At 46.5% G+C, this 20,397-nt stretch carries 24 protein-coding genes and 2 pseudogenes; 19 read left to right on the top strand and 7 right to left on the bottom strand.

Features of this window, described 5'->3' with window-relative positions:
- Nucleotides 1–538 precede the first annotated feature (538 nt).
- The 4 genes from K7J14_RS02725 (at nt 539) to K7J14_RS02710 (ending at nt 3,710) form a co-directional block, all read left to right on the top strand.
- Entirely contained in the window at nt 539–1,087 is a 549-nt protein-coding gene (locus K7J14_RS02725; protein ID WP_230752800.1) for a discoidin domain-containing protein, read from the top strand.
- Between the two features lie 79 nt (nt 1,088–1,166).
- Nucleotides 1,167–2,327, top strand: coding sequence for an IS4 family transposase (locus tag K7J14_RS02720; RefSeq protein WP_230752762.1), 1,161 nt, complete (start codon nt 1,167–1,169; stop codon nt 2,325–2,327).
- Nucleotides 2,328–2,344: 17 nt separating this feature from the next.
- The gene (locus tag K7J14_RS16205; RefSeq protein ID WP_230752797.1) at nt 2,345–3,082 is read left to right on the top strand and encodes an RHS repeat-associated core domain-containing protein; all 738 of its coding nucleotides are present in this window, start codon (nt 2,345–2,347) and stop codon (nt 3,080–3,082) included.
- 31 nt (nt 3,083–3,113) lie between these two features.
- Nucleotides 3,114–3,710, top strand: coding sequence for a hypothetical protein (locus K7J14_RS02710; protein ID WP_230752794.1), 597 nt, complete (start codon nt 3,114–3,116; stop codon nt 3,708–3,710).
- A 127-nt stretch (nt 3,711–3,837) separates the two neighbouring features.
- Here the strand turns inward: K7J14_RS02710 and K7J14_RS02705 are convergent, their stop codons facing one another.
- From K7J14_RS02705 to K7J14_RS02685, 6 genes and pseudogenes are all read right to left on the bottom strand, one after another.
- Nucleotides 3,838–5,040 carry an IS256 family transposase gene (locus K7J14_RS02705; protein WP_230752658.1) on the bottom strand — a complete coding sequence of 401 codons (1,203 nt, stop codon included), beginning with the start codon at nt 5,038–5,040 and terminating at the stop codon, nt 3,838–3,840.
- Between the two features lie 324 nt (nt 5,041–5,364).
- Entirely contained in the window at nt 5,365–5,907 is a 543-nt protein-coding gene (locus K7J14_RS02700) for a hypothetical protein (protein WP_230752791.1), read from the bottom strand.
- A gap of 221 nt (nt 5,908–6,128) precedes the next feature.
- Nucleotides 6,129–6,407: a hypothetical protein gene (locus tag K7J14_RS02695; RefSeq protein ID WP_230752788.1), complete on the bottom strand. Its 279-nt coding sequence runs from the start codon at nt 6,405–6,407 to the stop codon at nt 6,129–6,131.
- A gap of 45 nt (nt 6,408–6,452) precedes the next feature.
- Nucleotides 6,453–6,602 (bottom strand): annotated as a pseudogene (locus tag K7J14_RS16330) (RHS repeat-associated core domain-containing protein); the annotation flags it as partial.
- Nucleotides 6,603–6,716: 114 nt separating this feature from the next.
- Nucleotides 6,717–7,031 carry a helix-turn-helix domain-containing protein gene (locus K7J14_RS02690; RefSeq protein WP_230752786.1) on the bottom strand — a complete coding sequence of 105 codons (315 nt, stop codon included), beginning with the start codon at nt 7,029–7,031 and terminating at the stop codon, nt 6,717–6,719.
- Between the two features lie 11 nt (nt 7,032–7,042).
- Nucleotides 7,043–7,381 carry a type II toxin-antitoxin system RelE/ParE family toxin gene (locus tag K7J14_RS02685; RefSeq protein WP_230752783.1) on the bottom strand — a complete coding sequence of 113 codons (339 nt, stop codon included), beginning with the start codon at nt 7,379–7,381 and terminating at the stop codon, nt 7,043–7,045.
- 536 nt (nt 7,382–7,917) lie between these two features.
- Here K7J14_RS02685 and K7J14_RS02680 point away from each other — a divergent pair.
- The 4 genes and pseudogenes from K7J14_RS02680 to K7J14_RS02665 all read left to right on the top strand — a co-directional run.
- Nucleotides 7,918–8,079, top strand: a pseudogene (locus tag K7J14_RS02680) (IS256 family transposase); the annotation flags it as partial.
- 95 nt (nt 8,080–8,174) lie between these two features.
- Nucleotides 8,175–9,377: an IS256 family transposase gene (locus K7J14_RS02675; protein ID WP_230752658.1), complete on the top strand. Its 1,203-nt coding sequence runs from the start codon at nt 8,175–8,177 to the stop codon at nt 9,375–9,377.
- 72 nt (nt 9,378–9,449) lie between these two features.
- A complete protein-coding gene (locus tag K7J14_RS02670) occupies nt 9,450–9,806 on the top strand; it encodes a hypothetical protein (RefSeq protein ID WP_230752777.1) in 357 nt (118 codons plus the stop codon).
- Entirely contained in the window at nt 9,803–10,639 is an 837-nt protein-coding gene (locus K7J14_RS02665; RefSeq protein ID WP_230752775.1) for an IS3 family transposase, read from the top strand. Before K7J14_RS02670 ends, K7J14_RS02665 begins: the two co-directional genes overlap by 4 nt.
- 51 nt (nt 10,640–10,690) lie before the next feature.
- Here K7J14_RS02665 and K7J14_RS02660 read toward each other — a convergent pair whose 3' ends face one another.
- Nucleotides 10,691–11,131: a hypothetical protein gene (locus tag K7J14_RS02660; protein WP_230752771.1), complete on the bottom strand. Its 441-nt coding sequence runs from the start codon at nt 11,129–11,131 to the stop codon at nt 10,691–10,693.
- A gap of 434 nt (nt 11,132–11,565) precedes the next feature.
- Here K7J14_RS02660 and K7J14_RS02655 point away from each other — a divergent pair, with 434 nt between their 5' ends.
- From K7J14_RS02655 to K7J14_RS02605, 11 genes are all read left to right on the top strand, one after another.
- The gene (locus K7J14_RS02655) at nt 11,566–11,736 is read left to right on the top strand and encodes a hypothetical protein (RefSeq protein WP_230752769.1); all 171 of its coding nucleotides are present in this window, start codon (nt 11,566–11,568) and stop codon (nt 11,734–11,736) included.
- Between the two features lie 43 nt (nt 11,737–11,779).
- Entirely contained in the window at nt 11,780–12,259 is a 480-nt protein-coding gene (locus tag K7J14_RS02650; protein WP_230752766.1) for a hypothetical protein, read from the top strand.
- Entirely contained in the window at nt 12,259–13,497 is a 1,239-nt protein-coding gene (locus K7J14_RS02645; RefSeq protein ID WP_230752764.1) for a phage terminase large subunit, read from the top strand. Before K7J14_RS02650 ends, K7J14_RS02645 begins: the two co-directional genes overlap by 1 nt.
- A gap of 119 nt (nt 13,498–13,616) precedes the next feature.
- Nucleotides 13,617–14,777, top strand: coding sequence for an IS4 family transposase (locus K7J14_RS02640; RefSeq protein WP_230752762.1), 1,161 nt, complete (start codon nt 13,617–13,619; stop codon nt 14,775–14,777).
- 208 nt (nt 14,778–14,985) lie between these two features.
- The gene (locus tag K7J14_RS02635) at nt 14,986–16,116 is read left to right on the top strand and encodes a phage portal protein (RefSeq protein WP_230752759.1); all 1,131 of its coding nucleotides are present in this window, start codon (nt 14,986–14,988) and stop codon (nt 16,114–16,116) included.
- A gap of 25 nt (nt 16,117–16,141) precedes the next feature.
- Entirely contained in the window at nt 16,142–16,780 is a 639-nt protein-coding gene (locus K7J14_RS02630; protein ID WP_230752756.1) for a helix-turn-helix transcriptional regulator, read from the top strand.
- Between the two features lie 3 nt (nt 16,781–16,783).
- The gene (locus K7J14_RS02625) at nt 16,784–17,497 is read left to right on the top strand and encodes an HK97 family phage prohead protease (protein WP_230752754.1); all 714 of its coding nucleotides are present in this window, start codon (nt 16,784–16,786) and stop codon (nt 17,495–17,497) included.
- The gene (locus K7J14_RS02620; protein ID WP_230752751.1) at nt 17,487–18,800 is read left to right on the top strand and encodes a phage major capsid protein; all 1,314 of its coding nucleotides are present in this window, start codon (nt 17,487–17,489) and stop codon (nt 18,798–18,800) included. The genes K7J14_RS02625 and K7J14_RS02620 overlap by 11 nt, the downstream gene beginning before the upstream one ends.
- Before the next feature lie 3 nt (nt 18,801–18,803).
- The gene (locus K7J14_RS02615; protein WP_230752749.1) at nt 18,804–19,364 is read left to right on the top strand and encodes a hypothetical protein; all 561 of its coding nucleotides are present in this window, start codon (nt 18,804–18,806) and stop codon (nt 19,362–19,364) included.
- Nucleotides 19,365–19,435: 71 nt separating this feature from the next.
- Nucleotides 19,436–19,948 carry a hypothetical protein gene (locus K7J14_RS02610; RefSeq protein ID WP_230752746.1) on the top strand — a complete coding sequence of 171 codons (513 nt, stop codon included), beginning with the start codon at nt 19,436–19,438 and terminating at the stop codon, nt 19,946–19,948.
- Entirely contained in the window at nt 19,948–20,361 is a 414-nt protein-coding gene (locus tag K7J14_RS02605; protein WP_230752743.1) for a hypothetical protein, read from the top strand. Before K7J14_RS02610 ends, K7J14_RS02605 begins: the two co-directional genes overlap by 1 nt.
- The last annotated feature ends 36 nt before the right edge of the window (nt 20,362–20,397 follow it).

Raw genomic sequence — 20,397 nt, 5'->3', positions numbered from 1 at the left:
GCACTGGTAAACAAATCGTTTTGCACTGGTAAATAAATCGTTTTGCACTGGTAAACAAGTCGTTTTGCACTGGTAAATAAATCGTTTTGCACTGGTAAACAAGTCGTTTTGCACTGGTAAAAATGAAATGCACCCCTAAAGGGTAATACTTTCAGGAAAGACCTATGGCACATCATATTCATTCGATACGCTCAATCGATTAACCGGGATCGATTTTCATAGCGGTCTCAAGGTGAACCAGAAATGGAATAGTCTTGGACAGCTTGAAGAAGTCACTGATTATGCTTCACGCTTTTCATTCAACGAAGTTGGTTATCTCAAGTCATATCAGCAAAAAAATGGCATCTCTGTTGCCTATGATTACAAGGATAATGGGTATCTCTCTTCGCTTCAGTATACAAGCACTGATACAAGCCTTCTTCTTCCAGGGTTCGAGTATTCTTATGACAGAGCCGGCAATATGACAGCGCGAAATGGCGATGCGTATGGATACGATGTTAAAAATCAGCTTATTTCTGCCAGTATTATTGGAGATGCGTTGGCTGAAGAGCTTCCCATTGATTACGCAAAAGCCATGCACGCGCAAGAGGATGTTCTCGGGTTAGAGGAAGCCGTACCGGTCTCTGATACTGTTGTTCTGGATAATTCAGCGTCATCGTTGGTAATCGATTACACCTATCCGAAACGGATATCCAAGGTTGAGATAACGCCTGCCAGGGTTGATCATAGAATCACCCCCGAAACGCTTTCTATCCATACGGCGATGTTCAATAATGACGGCTATTACGACGTTGTCGAGAATCCTGTCGTCAAGATTGACTCTTCTACCGGAGTGATCACGATTGTCCTGAAAACTCCCATCTATGCCCGATATATGAAAGTTCACTGTCATTACAACGAGATGATGCAGGACGGCTCCCCGGATACGTCTATATCGACTTTCAGGGTATCCAGTTCGGACGCAATCAAGGCGTATTGCATAGTGGGCGGCAGAAACGAGTTCTACATGTACGACTCCAAGGGAAATAGAACCGGTAAGAGCGTCATGGCGACCGATATCAAGAGCGATCACTGCTGTCCAAGATAAATAGAACTATTTTAAAAACCCGATTTCCGTGATACAGTTTTGTTACCACACAAACCTTTACCACAAAAGGAAATCGGGTATGAATAACTATAACACACTTTTTGGACAGCTTCTATCACAAGTTAAGAGACCTGAATTTGATAAACTGTGCAAAACGATGGAATCAGACAAATTCCGAAAAGATTTCAATACATGGGATCAATTCGTTGTCATGGCCTTTGCGCAAATAACTAGACAAAACGGCCTGCGTAGTATTCAAAATGCAATGAATTGCCAAAAAAAATCTTTTTACCATCTCGGCCTGAACAAAGAAATAAAACGATCAACGATTTCATACGCAAATAAAAATCACGGCTCCGAGTTTTTCGAGTCCTTGTATTATCAATTATTTTCAACGCTTGAGCGCGGCGCACGTAAGTTGACGGAAAAGAAACTGTATGCCGTAGATGCAACCACAATCGGATTTTCTCTGAATGATTTCCCATGGGCGAAATTCAGATCGACAAAAAGCGGTGTTAAGATCCATGTGAAATATGACGTTGGCGAATCAGTTCCGGAATATTTGTTCATTACTAATGCAGAAGAGCATGAGAACAATACGCTTGGAAAAATGAATCTTAAGAAAGGCGATATTGTTACCTTTGATAAGGGATACAATAACTACGCTCAGTTTTCTGATTTTTGTGATAACGGTGTCTATTTCGTTACCAGACTTAAAGATAATGCCTCCTACAAAGTAATTAAACGAAGAAAAACGCATACCACAAAGATATCGAGCGACCATATCATTCAGTTTACCGGCCAGGTTGCAAAAAGCAAATGCCCAAATGAACTCAGGCGTATTCGGACCGTTGATAATGAGACTGGAAGCGCAATTATTTTACTTACGAACATGATAAGCTGCAGCGCGGAAAAGGTTGCTGAAATATACCGAAAGCGTTGGCACATAGAACTCTTTTTCAAAACTATTAAGCAAAACCTGAAAATAAAACGTTTTTATGGAACCTCTGAGAATGCGGTAAAAACGCAGATTTGGATTGCTATGATCGTTTACCTTTTGTATATAATGCTCAAAAAATCGACAGGCAGTATAACGAAATGCTTCACACATTTTATTTCGGAAATCTCTGTTTCATTATTCCAACGTATTGATTTGAACCTTTGGTTTGCCGGGTCGTCGCCGCCAGTTTCTGTTCACGCTCCAGATGTCAGTTGTATGCAATTTGAGTTTTGTCTATGAAATTATCTTGGACAGCAGTGAAGAGCGATAGCTATGAGTATTACTCCGACTCCGACCTTTTGTGGACAAACGGAAAGTACTATTATCAATATGATAAGAATGGAAATCTGATAAAGAAGGGAACGGTTAAGGGCGAGCTCGGCGTTGTCACGGTACCTAACGGGATCGCTGGTGCCGAGTATTGGGAATATGAGTACGACCTGAAGAACCGGCTTCATTCAGTGAGCAAGTACGACCCTGTGAAGAATTCCGTGGACAAGGTAGTCGAGTACGTTTATGATATTGACGGGCTACGGGTATCGAAGACAGTAGGCGGAACGAAACGGACCGATTACGTGTTCGATCTATCAGGAAAGATTCTTGAGGAGGCGGGAGAAGAGGAAAGCGTTCAGTATGTGTTCTTGAAGGAACGGCATCTGGCGAGAGTGGAGAAGGGCGAAGTCCTGTTCTACGGCACCGACCATCTTTCGTCCACGATTCTGATGACTGATTCAAAAGGAATCCCTGTATGGACCGCCGACGCGTCTCCCTTCGGCGATTTCACGGTCGTCTCATCCGATTCATACAGTAACCTTGGTCTGAAATTCACCGGAAAAGATTCTGATGAAACCACCGGCCTCTATTACCTCAACGCCCGCTGGTACGACTCCGACACCGGCCGATTCATCACCGAAGACCCCATCAGGGACGGAGAGAACTGGTACGCGTACTGCAGTAATAACCCGGTGATGTTCACAGATCCCACGGGGCTGTAATGATATTTTTTCATTACAGAATCTTTGGGATATGGTTAGCGTTATTGATCCATTTGCGAAGGTTGTAAATTTATTCCATGATGCAGTATCTGGAAATAAACAGTCTTCGGTATTAATGACTGATTTAACAAAAGAAGCGACAAAAGCGGTTGTTAATGATGTAAGTGATTCCCTTGATAACATTTCAAACGATTTCTCTACATCAAAATATCTAGCTGAAGATAAAGGGATGTTAAACTCGAAGGCTGTGGGTTATGAGGTTACAACAAATATAAATGTACTAAAAGGAAATCTATACATTTCAGGTAAAGTAGTTGGTGGTGCAGATTTAAAATTATCAATTCCTAAAACTCCTGTTGATGCATCAGCGAGTACCTTTGTTGCAGAAGGTGTCTTTGGAATAAAGGATGGAGCATTAATTGTAAAAGCAAAAGCTTCTGCGGTTCAAGTCGGTGGGCAATTTAAAGATTATGGTGTAAATGCCAAAATATTTGGATTTGTAGGAGTTGGTGCTGGATTCGAAGTAGGACCAAAAACACTAAAAGTCGAAGGTGCTCCCGCAGGGGCTGGTCTTGGAGTAAAATTTGCGTTTGATTGGAATTCTATTTTTGAAAGGGCAATGAAATGAGTAAAGTATTTAAGATTTATGCAGTGATACAGCTAGTTATTTCTTTTTCAGTAGGAATTATTTTTGGCTTGTATACCAATGATATTGGAGGAAGAGCTAGCTTGGGGTATATCAAAGGTAACGATGATTATGCAACCTTTTTTCTGTAAATTTCGTTCAAAGCAGGTCGGTCGGTTGACTCAGGCAAGTACCGTTTGTCATTCTGCCACTGGTCGTTTTGTTCGATCAGCATAGAAGCCGCAAGGCGAAGTAAACTCTCGGCGTTCGGGAAAACACCCACTACTTTCGTTCGCCTGTTAATCTCCTTCATCTGGCGTTCTGCCAGATTCGATGTTCGCATCTTCCTCCTGTGATTTTCAGGGATGTTGAATACACTCAATCCTTCCCGTATATTTACATCGGCCCAAGCCGCTAAACGCGGATGGGTTTTTTGATATTTTTCAACGAGCTGTTGCAAATATCGTTCTGCATTCTCGCGGTCAGGCGCATTGAACACCTTCCGAATATCGGCGGCTACCAGCGGGATGTCATCTTTTTTCGTGACGTAGGAGTGGGCATTCTGCTGCAGATGAAACTGGCAGCGTTGCCACAGAATTCCAGGGAAGACAGCATCGATTGCAGCGCGAAGTCCTGAGTGGTCATCACTGGTGATCATTCGAAGGCCGTGCATCCCTCGTCGTACGAGATCCTCGAGAAAGGAACGCCAGTTTACCTCTGCCTCACTGTTCGCGACTTCGGCGTCAAGAATATGCCGATTCCCGCTGTAATCAACGCCAATAGCCACTAGAAGAGCCTGCTTGACCACCTGGGAACCGACGCGCACCGATTCATAGGTCGCATCAAGTACCAAGTATTGAATCTGTCCGACAGGCTGCGCCTTCCAAGACGTAATCTCTTCATCGAGCTCCTTTGCCAGCCTGCTGACCTGGGACGAGCTGACTTCGGTGCCACAAAGAATTTCGACGATATCCGAGACCCTGCGGGTACTTACTCCTTTGACATACATTTCGGCGATGGCGAGCTTGAGAGCACGCTCACTGCGCATGCCTTTCTCGATGCAGCTGGGGTAAAACTCCATCCCGCGAACTTGTGGTACTTTCAAGAGGACTTTCCCGGTCGCAAGATTGAGCGTCTTGTCTTTAAATCCATTGGCATGCCCAGTACGCTCTTCCGTGCGTTCATATGGTTCGGCGTTGAGAGCCTTTGCTCGCTCGATCTTCATGGCCTCATTGACGACCACTTCGATAACACGAGAAAATTTATTGTCCCCATTCGCTGCCAGCATCTGGATCACTTGCTCCAAAAGTGTATATTCTGATTCGTAGGCCATCGGGTTCTCCTTATGGTTGGTTTGGTCACTTACCATTTGAGCCCGATCGGCCTGCTTTTTTCAACCCAATTTACAGAAAGAATTGTACACTAACGGCACAGCCGGGGTGTCAAGTTGAAGCATCGTTAGGATTTGGTTTCTGTTCTCCAGACGCGGAGCAATAAAAAAAGCAGTTCAACCTGACAAGCACAGCTCTCAGAATTATTCTGATTCCAGTCAGTGCGCTTGCAGGTTAACTTGAACTTTTATCGACATTGGGTGTTAACATGTTTAATAACCAAATATTCAATAACCTTTATGATCTGACTTTAATAAGTGTATATCTCATGATTTTAAACGAATCCAATGATCCTTCATTGTCAATGAATAATTAAATGTAAATGAGTGAGTAGTTAACTTCTCCTCACATTCAACTTCTAGTACGATATCAATCGAGAATCTCATATCCTTTGGTCGAGGATATTTAAAATACCCACCTAGTATAACAGAATACTGATAATCCATATTTTTATTGAAAACACGAAAGGGAGTTTGCTTTCCAGTAGCATTATGATCTTGATAGTAAACAAGACTACTTACATCGTCACAAAAGTCTGGTGCACGATATTTCATGGATTTAATGCGATAAATAAAATTTGCTTTCTTTTTTGTAAAAACACGTAACACATAGTTACTTACTGCAAGATCCTTTTTTATATCTTCTCCCTTAATCTCATTTGACGAAGACTCAAGAATAAGAACAAAAATAATATCATCGACTGTATACTGCAAGAGAGTATCACTTGTTAAATTACCAGTTTCAACAATCTTATAAAGTTGAGGTTCTGTTTGCGTATGAAAAGAGCGATATCTTTCAAAGTCCATCATAGGAAGACTATACCCCGTAGAACAGAGTAAAATGAACCCAATAATGGTAACACATGACTTCATCAATCTATGGTACAATCTTTTACCTCTTCTTTGATTGAAATTTCCCCTTTATAGGTCCCAAAGACACGTTGGAAAATGTTTGTGGTTTTTTTATCAGTCTCATCATTTCCCCATAAATAATATGGAATCATGTCATTAATGATGTGACCTAAAACTGATTATCCTGAATCTGAAAAATTATACGTTCCTCCATTTATGGAGTCTGTTACCAAGTTACCATTTTTATCAAAGACAAGTTCATAAGAACCTTTCCCATCAACACTTGGTTTTATAAATTTATCATTTCCATTGCCATATATCGTACCATCATGTTTATTGCCCATTTCATGATAACGGTCTAACCCTTCTGCATTCTCTATACCATCATCAATACCTAGTTGAGTATAACCATTTTCTATTGCTTCATCACGCGTTAAAAACGTTTCCTTTTCCTGCAACTTATTCCTAGCATAATGCGCAGCCTTTGTTATCAACCCCGTCGGATCAACCCACATCACCGGGTTATTGCTGCAATACGCGTACCAGTTCTCGCCGTCCCTGATGGGGTCTTCGGTGATGAATCGGCCGGTATCTGAATCGTACCAGCGGGCGTTGAAGTAGTGTGCGCTTTCGGTCTCCCGAAATCGCGCTATCGTAGTACCGGCGAGCGTTTCCAGCGTTACTTAAAGGCGAAAGTCATGTCAAAGATCATGGTAAAGAATCAAGGAAATCTGTACTCGACATTCTTACCACTAATCACATTCGGGCTATACCTTAAGAAGCATCTCTGTTTCAGATATCCCGTTTGTTTCTTTTGGATATACACGAAGTTCCAGACCCATTCCAATTCCATCAAGATATTCAATTAATGTTGATAGCTTCATATCTTTTCGTCGTTCCAATTTGGATACAGCAGTCTGGCTAAAAGAGCCCATTTCCGACTGTTTAATCCCACGGCGTTCCCGAAGCTCGGAAAGACGAATTGATAGTATTTCTCGTTCAGCCTCATTTCGTGCGCGTTTAATCTGATCTGCAGTCATCGAAGATTCCATACTCTTAACCGCGTTCTTTGCTGTTGCCATTCAGAACCTCCTTAATGCCGGTATCGCTTTATCAAGGATTCAGCCTGGTGTATAAGCCGGTCATAAAATTCCTTTTCGTTTTTCCCTTTCTTGTCACCACCGATAAGAAGTAACGCTTGCCGATCTTCATCAAAGTAAAACAAAACTCGAAGAACATGTGAAGTAGTTCGAGCGCGAAGTTCCTTCAGATTTCTCATAGAACTACCTTTTAAAGTATCGACATGTGGTCGTCCCAAGGAAGGACCAAATTCCTCTAATAGAATTACCTTGGAAAGTATAGATTCCTTAGAATCTCCATCCTGCAAACCGAACCACTTAAGATATTCATCCGTTGCAACTACTTTCCACATACTTGAATATACCTTGTAGTTCATATGAAGTCAAGGGCATAATAATAAATTTCTGATCTCCAGACGCGGAGAAATAAAAAAAAGCAGTTCAAGCGGACAAGCTTACTTGGTTTGAAAGCCAGCGAGCGCCTCCCCCTCCCGCTGGATGGCGCTTGAAGCTTAACTTGAACTTTTATCAACAACATACTAAAGAGGATTTCATCTTATAATTCTAAAAAAATTATATTGTCATCTTATTCCTTATTCTTAAAAAAAGTTAAGAGCTTGTCTTTATAATGCTGATAATGTTTCACGAGGAAAAAGCCATAAGATAGGTAAAGGATTGAGATAATTGCCAGTATAAAAAAAACCAGCCAAATATTTTCAAAAAAAACTGCTTGGTTCCATGTATCGCTATCAACTTTTGTATATACACCATCAAAACCAACAAAATGATCGTTACGTTAGTGTACAATTCTTTCTGTAAATTGGGTTGAAAAAAGCAGGCCGATCGGGCTCAAATGGTAAGTGACCAAACCAACCATAAGGAGAACCCGATGGCCTACGAATCAGAATATACACTTTTGGAGCAAGTGATCCAGATGCTGGCAGCGAATGGGGACAATAAATTTTCTCGTGTTATCGAAGTGGTCGTCAATGAGGCCATGAAGATCGAGCGAGCAAAGGCTCTCAACGCCGAACCATATGAACGCACGGAAGGTTAGTGTACAATTCTTTCTGTAAATTGGGTTGAAAAAAGCAGGCCGATCGGGCTCAAATGGTAAGTGACCAAACCAACCATAAGGAGAACCCGATGGCCTACGAATCAGAATATACACTTTTGGAGCAAGTGATCCAGATGCTGGCAGCGAATGGGGACAATAAATTTTCTCGTGTTATCGAAGTGGTCGTCAATGAGGCCATGAAGATCGAGCGAGCAAAGGCTCTCAACGCCGAACCATATGAACGCACGGAAGAGCGTACTGGGCATGCCAATGGATTTAAAGACAAGACGCTCAATCTTGCGACCGGGAAAGTCCTCTTGAAAGTACCACAAGTTCGCGGGATGGAGTTTTACCCCAGCTGCATCGAGAAAGGCATGCGCAGTGAGCGTGCTCTCAAGCTCGCCATCGCCGAAATGTATGTCAAAGGAGTAAGTACCCGCAGGGTCTCGGATATCGTCGAAATTCTTTGTGGCACCGAAGTCAGCTCGTCCCAGGTCAGCAGGCTGGCAAAGGAGCTCGATGAAGAGATTACGTCTTGGAAGGCGCAGCCTGTCGGACAGATTCAATACTTGGTACTTGATGCGACCTATGAATCGGTGCGCGTCGGTTCCCAGGTGGTCAAGCAGGCTCTTCTAGTGGCTATTGGCGTTGATTACAGCGGGAATCGGCATATTCTTGACGCCGAAGTCGCGAACAGTGAGGCAGAGGTAAACTGGCGTTCCTTTCTCGAGGATCTCGTACGACGAGGGATGCACGGCCTTCGAATGATCACCAGTGATGACCACTCAGGACTTCGCGCTGCAATCGATGCTGTCTTCCCTGGAATTCTGTGGCAACGCTGCCAGTTTCATCTGCAGCAGAATGCCCACTCCTACGTCACGAAAAAAGATGACATCCCGCTGGTAGCCGCCGATATTCGGAAGGTGTTCAATGCGCCTGACCGCGAGAATGCAGAACGATATTTGCAACAGCTCGTTGAAAAATATCAAAAAACCCATCCGCGTTTAGCGGCTTGGGCCGATGTAAATATACGGGAAGGATTGAGTGTATTCAACATCCCTGAAAATCACAGGAGGAAGATGCGAACATCGAATCTGGCAGAACGCCAGATGAAGGAGATTAACAGGCGAACGAAAGTAGTGGGTGTTTTCCCGAACGCCGAGAGTTTACTTCGCCTTGCGGCTTCTATGCTGATCGAACAAAACGACCAGTGGCAGAATGACAAACGGTACTTGCCTGAGTCAACCGACCGACCTGCTTTGAACGAAATTTACAGAAAAAAGGTTGCATAATCGGATTGATCGGGGCCGGTCGGGGATTATTGAACTGACCCCCTAGAAGTAGACACTTCAGGGGGTCTTTTTATGTCCAAGAAAGGACAAAAATTCAGAAAACACTCTATCGAGTTCAAAGAATTCATAGTCAAGAAACGGCTGGAAGACGGATACGGAATCAATAAGCTCAGCCGTATCTATCACATTAGCTCAGAAAACGTTATAAAATGGACAAGACGCTATATAGCAGGAGAGCCACTGGCAATGAAACGCGGCCGTCCAACAAAAATACAAAAAATCACTGTGCGCGATGACCTTGAATCTAGTCTAAGAATGGAAAATGAAAGATTGAAGGTCGAGCTGGCGTACAAAACCGAGCTTCTCAAGTATCTTCAAAATCGTGTGGACTTAAAAAAAAAGACAAATTCAGAATCATCAAACGATTGAAATCCCAATATCCCATTAGAGAACTTTGTTTTGTCGCTTGCGTCTCAAGAAGCGGATTCTACAAGTTTTTAAAGGCAACAGACAAGGAGTCCGATGGAGACCATGCTCTTGTGCAATGTATGCGGGCTATTCAAACCGAAACTAGTCTGACGTATGGATACCGACGAATGAAAATCGCTATCGAAGCACAGTTACATTACCCGGTCAACCACAAACGGATTGCACGACTTCAAAAAGCAAATGATCTTCAGGCTGTAATCAGACGTAAAAGGTTTAACTATCCGAAATCATCATTCGTTATTGAAGGGGCAAAGCCAAATATATTGAATCGGAACTTTATCGCTGAGAAACCGAACCAGAAGTGGGTAACCGACATAACCTATCTTCAGTCCGGTTCTCAACGATTATATATGTCCGCGCTTCTTGATCTTTACAACAATGAACTGGTCGCATATCGGATCAGCTCGGATTTTGGAATAGCTTTCGTGTTAGAAACGATCAAGGATGCATTTGCACACAGGCTTACAGAAAACCTTCTGATTCATAGCGATCAAGGAGGGCATTATATGTCGCTGGCTTACAGTAATTTATTGAGCGAAAAGCGAGCAATACAAAGCATGTCCAGGCGGGGAAATTGCTGGGATAACGCAGTTATGGAAAATTTCTTCAGCCATTTGAAAAGCGAATTAATTCATAGGATCAAGCCAAAAACACGAGAAGAGCTTGAGGAAAAGATTCGTAAATATGTCGATTTTTATAATAAAGAACGAATTCAGACAAAATTAAAAATGGCCCCTGTTGCTTACAGGAGCCATTTCAGTCAAACTGCTTAAATCACTGTCCACTTTTGTGGGGTCAGTTCATATTCCCTGACCGGCCTTTTTTTATTCTTCGTCACCTTCGATGAAAATGTATTCGGTCCTGAATCCGTTGATTGTCGCCCGAACCGGGACCCCGATGATTCCTTCGACTGGCGAAAATGCCGGAAACGTGAAGAGCAATTTTCTTTGTCCTTCGTTGTCCAGGTCGACATGGTACAGGAATGCGTGACAAAGCGCCGCGACTGTTTTTACCGGATTCCAATGCGGATTGAGTATCCACCGGCAATACAGGGATGCAGACAGGTGAAGCGGTGTCTGTATGCCGTGCTGCCAGGCGGTGCGCGAAACGTCGAACGAGACGGTTCCGCCGGAACCGAAAACGGCGGGATACAGAAAAATATCCTGATCCCCATAAAACGCCTTTGAACCTTTCTGCTCGAATCGGCTTTCGATCCTCTCGACTGTTTCCGCGCGCGCGTCCTGTTGAATTGCTAAGTCTGCCATAGCGTTCTCCTTTGGTCATTTTTTTTCTCGAAGGACGAGATTCGCCCTTTAAGATTTCTAACGGGGGCGAAAAATAGTTTCTGTCCGGTGCCGGGTTCACGCAAGGCCGGCTAGGAGCGGAGACGTAATCGTCGAAGCGACGACGACGCTTGCTTGGCCTTGTGGGGTTCCGGCACCGGACATATAATTGCCCCTCCCCCGTTAGAAACACGATGGGCCATACAGCAAAATGCGAACCTCTTCGTTCTCACCGCAAGAAACACCATGCCAGATTGCCTTTTTCGTATTTTTGCGAGAAAAGGGAAAAACCTGTCGTAAAAACACACATAAAAATTGTTTCCGAACGGGTTTACAGTTAGCCCTGAAATAACTTGAGGTTTTTTGTTTTTGTGTTGTAGGGGCACGTAAAACAAAAAAAGGAGAGGAGAGGCAAAATGAAGAAGCCGTATCTGACGCTGGATGGTATCCGGCAGGCGGTGAAGTTTCTGGAGAAGCGGAAGGCGCACGCGATTGAAACGGGAAATGCCGAGTGGGTGCAGGAGTACGAGAACAGCATCAGGATTATCCGTTCATTGTGTGCCCTTGAGCTTGAGCCGGGAAAATAGCACAGGCGCAGCGTGAGGCGCAGGGAGGTGATCAATTTCCGAGTTGTGGGAAAGAAGTCCCGATGAAACAAATGCGTCGTGGAACGCGTTCTGCATGTACCGGGACTACGGTGTGGACCGGGGGATCCTGAAGGCGATCGCGCTGAACGGGATCTCCCGGACACGCTACGGGGTCTGGTGCAAGTGGTCGGCAAAGTTCGATTGGGTAAAGCGCTGCGGCGCGTATGACGTGTATCTCGACGGACTGAAGAGAGCCGAACGGGAGCGGGAGTACGGAGAGCGCGAGAAGATGTACCAGAAGATTACCGAGAAGGTGCTGAGCATTGTCGAGAAGCGTTTGGCGGGGTTTGACCCCGAGGAGCTGACGCAGTCGAACGTGATCGACTGGCTGAAAAACTCCATTGACATCGAGCGGACGATTTTCGGCAAGGCCCACGCGGCGGACGGCAACGGGTCCGGGGACGGAAAACCGATAAGCGGGCAGCTTGAGATCAATTTTGTGCAGGACTTCGAGGGCTTGTGATGCTCCTATCCGATAAGGTATTCCTGCCGACGCGCGTGCAACGGGAAGCACTGAAACTTCTGAAAAGCGGCGCAAAACATATTCTGCTCTTCGGTGGATCGCGGAGCGGGAAGACGACGATCCTCGTGATCGTCATCATTTTCCGGGCGATACGGTATGCGGGGAGCCGGCACCTGATCTGCCGCCTCCGGACGAAGGACGCGCGGAGTTCGGTCTTGCACGAAACCCTCGTTCCCTGGCTCGACAAGATCGTGGGGAACGCGCGGTACAAGCTTGTCGTCCATGACAACTACATCAAGATGTGGAACGGCTCGGAAATATGGATCGGCGGGCTCGGGGACAAGGAACAGGTCGACAAGATACTCGGGCACGAGTACAACACGATCTACTTCAACGAGGTGAGCCAGATTTCGTATGCGGCAGTAAACGTCGCCTACAGCCGCCTTGCAATGCACGTTCCGGGATGCAGGAACCTTTTTCTGTATGACTGCAATCCGGCGTCTCCCATGCATTGGGCGTACAAGGTATTCATCAGGAAGATCGAGGCGCGGACCGATACGCCCCTCGTTAAACCGGACCTCTATGTATCCATGGTTTTGAACCCCGCCGACAATGCGGGGAATCTTGCTGAGGATTACATAAGCGACATTCTGGACACGATGCCCGAAAAGCAGCGTGCGCGTTTCCGGGACGGACTGTGGGTAAAGGCCGACGGCGTCGTGTACGAGAAGTTCCGGGAGGAAATGATCCTTCCGCAAGACAGGATACCCGAGCAGTTTGACTTCGTGACGGCGGGACAGGATTTCGGCCTGAACATCACGAATGTGAAGGTGGGCTGGATCGGGAACAGCGTCTACCTGATCGCCGACTACGGCGCGTACAACATGCCGACGAGGACTTTCAACGAGGAGCTGACAGACCTCGGGTGGTACCGGAACGACAAGAACGAAGCGGATTTGTTTCCGACCTATTGCGATCCGGCGGGCGGCGAGCGGATACAGGAGATCACTGGCGGTGTGAAGGCGAACAATTCCGTCGATTCGGGGATTGATTACATCTGCGCCCTGATGGAACGGAACCGGTTTTTTGTGAGCGTGAAGTGCACCGGCGTATTGCAGGAAATTGCGGACTACGCCCGGGACGAAGGAAACCAGATCGTGAAGGTGAATGACCACTACATGGACGCGATGAGGTATGCGATTTTCAGCCATGTGCAGTATGGCGTCGTGTGTAATTGACCTGAAAAGTTTAATAAATCTTCACTGCTGTCCAAGATAAATAGAACTATTTTAAAAACCCGATTTCCGTGATACAGTTTTGTTACCACACAAACCTTTACCACAAAAGGAAATCGGGTATGAATAACTATAACACACTTTTTGGACAGCTTCTATCACAAGTTAAGAGACCTGAATTTGATAAACTGTGCAAAACGATGGAATCAGACAAATTCCGAAAAGATTTCAATACATGGGATCAATTCGTTGTCATGGCCTTTGCGCAAATAACTAGACAAAACGGCCTGCGTAGTATTCAAAATGCAATGAATTGCCAAAAAAAATCTTTTTACCATCTCGGCCTGAACAAAGAAATAAAACGATCAACGATTTCATACGCAAATAAAAATCACGGCTCCGAGTTTTTCGAGTCCTTGTATTATCAATTATTTTCAACGCTTGAGCGCGGCGCACGTAAGTTGACGGAAAAGAAACTGTATGCCGTAGATGCAACCACAATCGGATTTTCTCTGAATGATTTCCCATGGGCGAAATTCAGATCGACAAAAAGCGGTGTTAAGATCCATGTGAAATATGACGTTGGCGAATCAGTTCCGGAATATTTGTTCATTACTAATGCAGAAGAGCATGAGAACAATACGCTTGGAAAAATGAATCTTAAGAAAGGCGATATTGTTACCTTTGATAAGGGATACAATAACTACGCTCAGTTTTCTGATTTTTGTGATAACGGTGTCTATTTCGTTACCAGACTTAAAGATAATGCCTCCTACAAAGTAATTAAACGAAGAAAAACGCATACCACAAAGATATCGAGCGACCATATCATTCAGTTTACCGGCCAGGTTGCAAAAAGCAAATGCCCAAATGAACTCAGGCGTATTCGGACCGTTGATAATGAGACTGGAAGCGCAATTATTTTACTTACGAACATGATAAGCTGCAGCGCGGAAAAGGTTGCTGAAATATACCGAAAGCGTTGGCACATAGAACTCTTTTTCAAAACTATTAAGCAAAACCTGAAAATAAAACGTTTTTATGGAACCTCTGAGAATGCGGTAAAAACGCAGATTTGGATTGCTATGATCGTTTACCTTTTGTATATAATGCTCAAAAAATCGACAGGCAGTATAACGAAATGCTTCACACATTTTATTTCGGAAATCTCTGTTTCATTATTCCAACGTATTGATTTGAACCTTTGGTTTGCCGGGTCGTCGCCGCCAGTTTCTGTTCACGCTCCAGATGTCAGTTGTATGCAATTTGAGTTTTGTCTATGAAATTATCTTGGACAGCAGTGATAAATCTTATGACGAGAGGCGTTAATATGTCGATAAATAATTATCTAAAAAGCACAGGAGGACAAAAGGGTATAAAACAGACAAAGGCGTCTGTTTTCGTAGTGAAGGACGCGAAAATCTGATGCGTTTGTCTTCTCTTGTTTCCGGAATACGAAAAAGTATCGAAAGCTTTTCCTTTACCGCGCAAATGGCAAAAGAAGATCCCTTCGGGGAATTCGCTTCAAGAGGGGCAAATCAGGACTATTATTTGTCCCATGCCTGGGTGAATATCGCTATCGGGATCCTGATGAGGAATATCGGACGGACCGAGTATGTCATCAAGAAAAACGGACAGGCGGCGACAGGGGGAAAGGTATTCGACCTTTTCAATGAGCCAAATCCCTTTCTGAACCGATTCGATCTATGGAAAGAAACCGCCGCATGGTGGTTCCTTGAGGGTGAGGCATTCTGGTATTTCGGGAATGATTATTCGGGCGGTTTGCCCGACAGTATTTTTGTCCTGAATCCGCGGCGCATGACAATGCAGGTCGCGAACGGAAGTGTTGTCCGGTGGTTTTACGGGAGCGACGGCGATGTGGTGCCTCTCCTGCCGGATGAGATAATCCATTTCAGGGACTGGAATCCCTGGAATCCCTGGCGGGGCGTGACGCCGCTCGTATCTCTCCGGTACGAGCTTGATCAGGATACCTGGGCAAACAAATCAAACACAGACCTTCTTAAACATAACGCGATTCCGCAAGGGATACTCAAGACTGACCAGCTGATCCGCGAGGAGGAAGCCGATCTGATCGAGGCCCGATGGGAACGCAAGTACGGCGCCAGTTCAAAGAACCGAAAGATTGCGGTGATCGGCAAGGGCACGGAATTCAAGCCGCTGACCTTCTCCCCCGATGTGCTCAAACTCTTTGATCTCAAACGATGGAATCTGTACACAATTCTTGCAAAATACGGCATCCCGCCGAGGGTCGCAAACATTCAGGACGTTAAATCGAGCCTTTCTGGAAGCGACACCGAGTCGCAGCACGCAGCTTTCTGGAAATACACCCTGATACCGGTACTGAAGAATTTTGAGCAGATTGTCGAGTCGCAGTTTTTCAGGCGCTTCGCCCTCGCGGAGCGCGGCACATTTGATTTTTCCGCAATACCGGAATTACAGCAGAGCGAGGACGCACAGTCCCAAAGAGACATTGAGGAAATTACCGCCGGCCTTAAAACGGTCAACGATGTTTTGCTTGAGCGCGGCAAGGAACCAAAGGTGTGGGGCGATACCTGGTATCGTCCCGCAAATGTCATTCCGGTAAATACCAAAGAACTCTAAAAAAACGTTTTCAGAGGAGCTTAAAATGGATACCCGTAACGTCATGATGGTAGGCTTTTGCAGTAAGGGCATATTGCTCTTTTCACCGCTTGTACAGGAAATCTATGGAGTGCCCGCATGCAAGAGCGTCAGCACCATAGAGGAACTGGCGCAATACAACGATATGATCGATTCCATTTTTCTGAGTGCCCTGTACATCGGCCTCGATATCGAATCGAAGATCAGCCGAATCAGGAAACTGCAGCCGGGTATCCAGATCGTGGTGATGGCTTCCCATTATATCCACCCCTGCGCCGGGAAAAAGATTATCTCGAGCGGAGCCGACGTGCTCTACGCGAATATCGACAATGAAACAGAATACAAGAATGTTCTTTCAGCCGTCAGAAACAAGTTCAGGTATTACCCCAAGGATGTCCGGGACGCGTTCAACAACCAGGAACCGACCGACCAGAAGAATTTCTTTGATCTGACCCCAAAAGAGAGACAATGCCTCGAACTGACGCTGAACGGTATATCTGTGAAGAGTACCGCACATACGATGCATGTCACAACCGGAACCGTCGGAAACATGCGCAAAAGCATAAAGGACAAGATGGGAGCGAATTCATTGGTTGAAATGCTCCAGACCGCATTTATGTACAACTATTTTCAGGGAGGAATATAGAGCGTGTTTTACCGGACAAAGGAAATGAACCGCTACGAGCGCATAGGACACAAGTCGCTCATGGAATTTTTAAGAAAACATACCGGAACGGGCGGGAAACTGCGGGAAGAAATCGAGCTGGTGAGTTCCGGTATCCTGATGAAGGATGCAGACCATGCGGGAAATACAGGGGATACATTTCACTGGATATTCTCCACCTATGATTCTGACCGCGTCGACGAGCGGATAGACCAGAACGGATGGGACCTTGAGCACTACCTGATGAACCCGGTCGTACTCTGGGCGCATAACCACTGCATACCGGCCATAGCCGTCGCGAGCGATGTGGAGGCAAAGGACACCCTGACAGGTACTATACGGTTCAACGACAAGGCTTATGACGAGTTCGGCTGGGGCATCGGCGAGCGCGTGAAAAACGGAATCATCCGTTCCGGCAGCGTAGGCCTGCGCCTCCTTGAAGTCGAGTTCATCGACCACCGGCACAATCCAGAGGAAAAATGTGACGTGATATTCAGGAAACAGGAACTGCTCGAGTTCTCGATCTGCAATGTCCCCGCGAATCCGTTTGCGTTGCAAATGGATTCGCTGCAAACAAGTTCGCAAGGAGAATCCGACCCTACCGGACTTTCTCTTCAAGACAGGACAGGAACAAACCGGAAGACCAGCTTTTGGCCTTTAACAAATGACAGCTTATATGGAGGAATACATGGGAGATGATTTGCTTCAGGCCCTTGAATTGAGGCTCAAGGGAATGAAGCGAGTGGAAAATACGGGCTTTACCAACGAGGCTGAAGCCGCCGGTTATTTTCAGGAAAAGGAAGGGATTCTCGACGAGATGGGGAAGACGCTTGAAAGCGTTAAGAGCGCGACCGGAACGGAGATCGAAGCCGTGAAGGCTACGCTGAAAGAATTCCGGACGATGCTCAAAAGCAGCGCTGCAAACCCGAAAGAACTGACCAGACAGGAGGTGCAATACCAGCTGGGCAAGGCAATCGCCGCCGCCTGGACAGGCAACATGCAGGCCCTCGGGGAACTGAAATGCACGCCGAACCTGAAAAGCGACAACTGGAACAACCCGAAAGATTTCCAGTGGACGGCGGAAAAGGGTTTCCAGCTGTCGAACACCAAAGCAGCCCTCGGCGAGCCGATGGGTAACATGGCGACGAACGAGCAGTTTTTGATAAACCCGATTTACGAGAATGCCATCATGCAGGATGCCGCAAAACAGTCGGTGATGATGCCCTTGGTGAAGCACCGCCCGATGACGGGCCCGAGCATATTCCTCCCGCAGCGCGACCGGGGCGGCGTGGAGCTCAAATGGCTCACCGCATACGGACAGAAGATCGACGGCTCGAAGCCGCAGGGCGCGACACGGGTAGAACTGAAAGCATACACGCTTGCCGGCTTCATCCCCTGGTACGACGAGTTCGAGGAGGACGTCTTCGTGGATCTCGGCGCCATGTTCATGGACGAGTTTACCGAGACCTATGCCCTCGAGTTCGACAAGCAGTGTCTCCTTGCCAGCAATGCGCCCTTTACCGGCGCATTCAACGCCGCTGACATCAAGCAGAAGGTGATCTCGGGCGCTGCGGCTGCAGCCCTGACGTACAAGGACCTCCGCGAGGCGGTGCTGATGGTTCCGGCGGAAGAGCGGAAAGACTGCCGGTGGTTCTTCCATGAATCGGTTCTGGCGCATGTGACCGGTATCGTCGATGCGAACGGCCGCCCGGTCTGGCGCGGCCCGACGGACGGGAAGCCCGGCACGGTTGACGGCTATGCCTATACCGAAAGCCATATCCTCCCCCAGATGGGCGACATCGTGACGAACAGCTCCTTCGCGATCTTCATGAACCCGAAGCGCATCATCCACGGAAACAGGAAGGGCGTCGAGATAAAACGCTTCGACGCGACGACCGAAGCCCTCGAATACGGCGAGCTTTTCTTGCGGTTCCGGAAGCGCGACGGCTTCCTCGTGACCAGAGCCAAGGGCAACATGGTCCTTCTGAAGACGGGAGCGTAAGGTATGGGATACAACGCAAACCTGATGAAGACAGGCTCTATACCTACCCGGAAAGGAGCTGCGGGAGTCGCAGTCGTCTATGCAGCAATTCCTCAGATGGACCAGAGGGTGACCATCCCGTACCTCCGGTGCCGGACCGGGGCGCCGGGCGGAAACCTTGAAGTGCTGCAGACCGAAGGCGTGTACAAGTTCAGCTTGCTTGCCGCAGGATCGGTGATTGCCGTTCCTGGAATCCCGGCGACCGTCACCGGTCGGCAGGTAGTGCTTCGCTTCCCTTCGGGTGAAACGAAGGCGACGGTGATCAGCGCCCAGACCGGCGAGAACCTGACCCTCGGGACAAGCATAGCCCCCCAAACGAATGTAACGCTCTACCTGATGGGCAATACAAGCTCCGAAAGCACCGCCGAGATACCGCTTACGGCAAGCGCCGTGACGATACTGCAGGCGGAATGCCCGGGATTCACGGCGGGAAAGGAGATCGGATGGCCGGTGGTACTGTACATCAGGAACACCGACGGTGCATGTGTGATCGAGGGCGGAACAGTGGCATACATCGGGGTGTAAGGCATACAGAAGAACTAACGAGGGGAAGAGCGCAGGAATGCCTCTTCCCCATTTTGTCAAATGGAGGCTCTATGCAGGATCTGATGAGATTTGAGGATGTCGCCGAACTTCTGGAACTCGACGCTCGCGACGAAAAGCGAAACCGCCTCTTCCTGAGTGCAGTATCTGAAGAGATTTGCTTGTATCTTGACAGAAATCTTCTGACTGGAACGACAACCGAGAAACAAATGACAGAGAGGTGCGAATTTTACCCCGAACAGTACCCAGTGCGGGAGATTATCGAAATTGTGGACGACACTACCGGAAGTTCACTACAACTGACCGCAGAAAGCGCCATCCGGGATTTCCAGTGCCCCGACGCGCATGGTAACCGGATATACCGGATACAAGGAGAAACAGACCGGATGATCAGGTTTACTTACCGGTATGGATATGAACTGAGTGAACTGCCCGCACTGATAAAGGCATGCCTCCTGGATCTGATACGTGACCGCCTTGAAGCCTTGAGTGGGACGGATAAAGATATACCGGACAGCCAGAGTCGGCTGAGGGACATCGATGCTTACCGGAAATTGAACCTTTGATGATAGAAATACCGGAAGAAAAACTACTTGAAGACATAACAGACCTTCTCATGAACGAGCTTCCGAAGGTTCTCCTTGAAATAGAGGAACAATCAGATGACGGAAGACATCTCCCTCCATTCCGGTATGTCGGTTCCCCCGAGAAACTTCCTCCGGGAAGTGGTCTTCCCCATGCTTTCCTAGATTTCGAAGATGCCAGCCTTACCGAGAAAGACAGAATAATAAAAAACGTCATCTATTCGATGAAAATTACCATAAAACTAGCGGAACTAGACCTGATTTGGTGTTATTTCGCATGCCTTGAAAAAGTGTTGTATCAAAAAAAAATCAATACCTATAGAATCCAGGTAATAAATAAATCCCGAACGGGTAATTTTTTGATTAAAGTTAAATACTCAAATAAAATAGGGTAATATTCGTAAAAACCTGTAATTATCTCCGATGAGACG

Origin of the sequence: Teretinema zuelzerae (assembly GCF_021021555.1) — a bacterium.
In the GTDB taxonomy this organism is placed as follows: domain Bacteria; phylum Spirochaetota; class Spirochaetia; order Treponematales; family Treponemataceae; genus Teretinema; species Teretinema zuelzerae.
Note: the sequence above shows the minus strand (reverse complement) of the source record. Positions and strands in the feature narration are given on the sequence as shown.

Bases quoted from the DNA above. Each gene is read 5' to 3' on its own strand.
- K7J14_RS02615 (WP_230752749.1), top strand. From the start codon at position 18,804: ATGGGATACAACGCAAACCTGATGAAGACAGGCTCTATACCTACCCGG.
- K7J14_RS02690 (WP_230752786.1), bottom strand. From the start codon at position 7,031: ATGGCAACAGCAAAGAACGCGGTTAAGAGTATGGAATCTTCGATGACT.
- K7J14_RS02620 (WP_230752751.1), top strand. From the start codon at position 17,487: ATGGGAGATGATTTGCTTCAGGCCCTTGAATTGAGGCTCAAGGGAATG.
- K7J14_RS02635 (WP_230752759.1), top strand. From the start codon at position 14,986: ATGGCAAAAGAAGATCCCTTCGGGGAATTCGCTTCAAGAGGGGCAAAT.
- K7J14_RS02645 (WP_230752764.1), top strand. From the start codon at position 12,259: ATGCTCCTATCCGATAAGGTATTCCTGCCGACGCGCGTGCAACGGGAA.
- K7J14_RS02655 (WP_230752769.1), top strand. From the start codon at position 11,566: ATGAAGAAGCCGTATCTGACGCTGGATGGTATCCGGCAGGCGGTGAAG.
- K7J14_RS02675 (WP_230752658.1), top strand. From the start codon at position 8,175: ATGGCCTACGAATCAGAATATACACTTTTGGAGCAAGTGATCCAGATG.
- K7J14_RS02630 (WP_230752756.1), top strand. From the start codon at position 16,142: ATGGATACCCGTAACGTCATGATGGTAGGCTTTTGCAGTAAGGGCATA.
- K7J14_RS02670 (WP_230752777.1), top strand. From the start codon at position 9,450: ATGTCCAAGAAAGGACAAAAATTCAGAAAACACTCTATCGAGTTCAAA.
- K7J14_RS02610 (WP_230752746.1), top strand. From the start codon at position 19,436: ATGCAGGATCTGATGAGATTTGAGGATGTCGCCGAACTTCTGGAACTC.
- K7J14_RS02605 (WP_230752743.1), top strand. From the start codon at position 19,948: ATGATAGAAATACCGGAAGAAAAACTACTTGAAGACATAACAGACCTT.
- K7J14_RS02700 (WP_230752791.1), bottom strand. From the start codon at position 5,907: ATGATGGACTTTGAAAGATATCGCTCTTTTCATACGCAAACAGAACCT.
- K7J14_RS02720 (WP_230752762.1), top strand. From the start codon at position 1,167: ATGAATAACTATAACACACTTTTTGGACAGCTTCTATCACAAGTTAAG.
- K7J14_RS02710 (WP_230752794.1), top strand. From the start codon at position 3,114: ATGGTTAGCGTTATTGATCCATTTGCGAAGGTTGTAAATTTATTCCAT.
- K7J14_RS02705 (WP_230752658.1), bottom strand. From the start codon at position 5,040: ATGGCCTACGAATCAGAATATACACTTTTGGAGCAAGTGATCCAGATG.
- K7J14_RS02685 (WP_230752783.1), bottom strand. From the start codon at position 7,381: ATGTGGAAAGTAGTTGCAACGGATGAATATCTTAAGTGGTTCGGTTTG.
- K7J14_RS02660 (WP_230752771.1), bottom strand. From the start codon at position 11,131: ATGGCAGACTTAGCAATTCAACAGGACGCGCGCGCGGAAACAGTCGAG.
- K7J14_RS02640 (WP_230752762.1), top strand. From the start codon at position 13,617: ATGAATAACTATAACACACTTTTTGGACAGCTTCTATCACAAGTTAAG.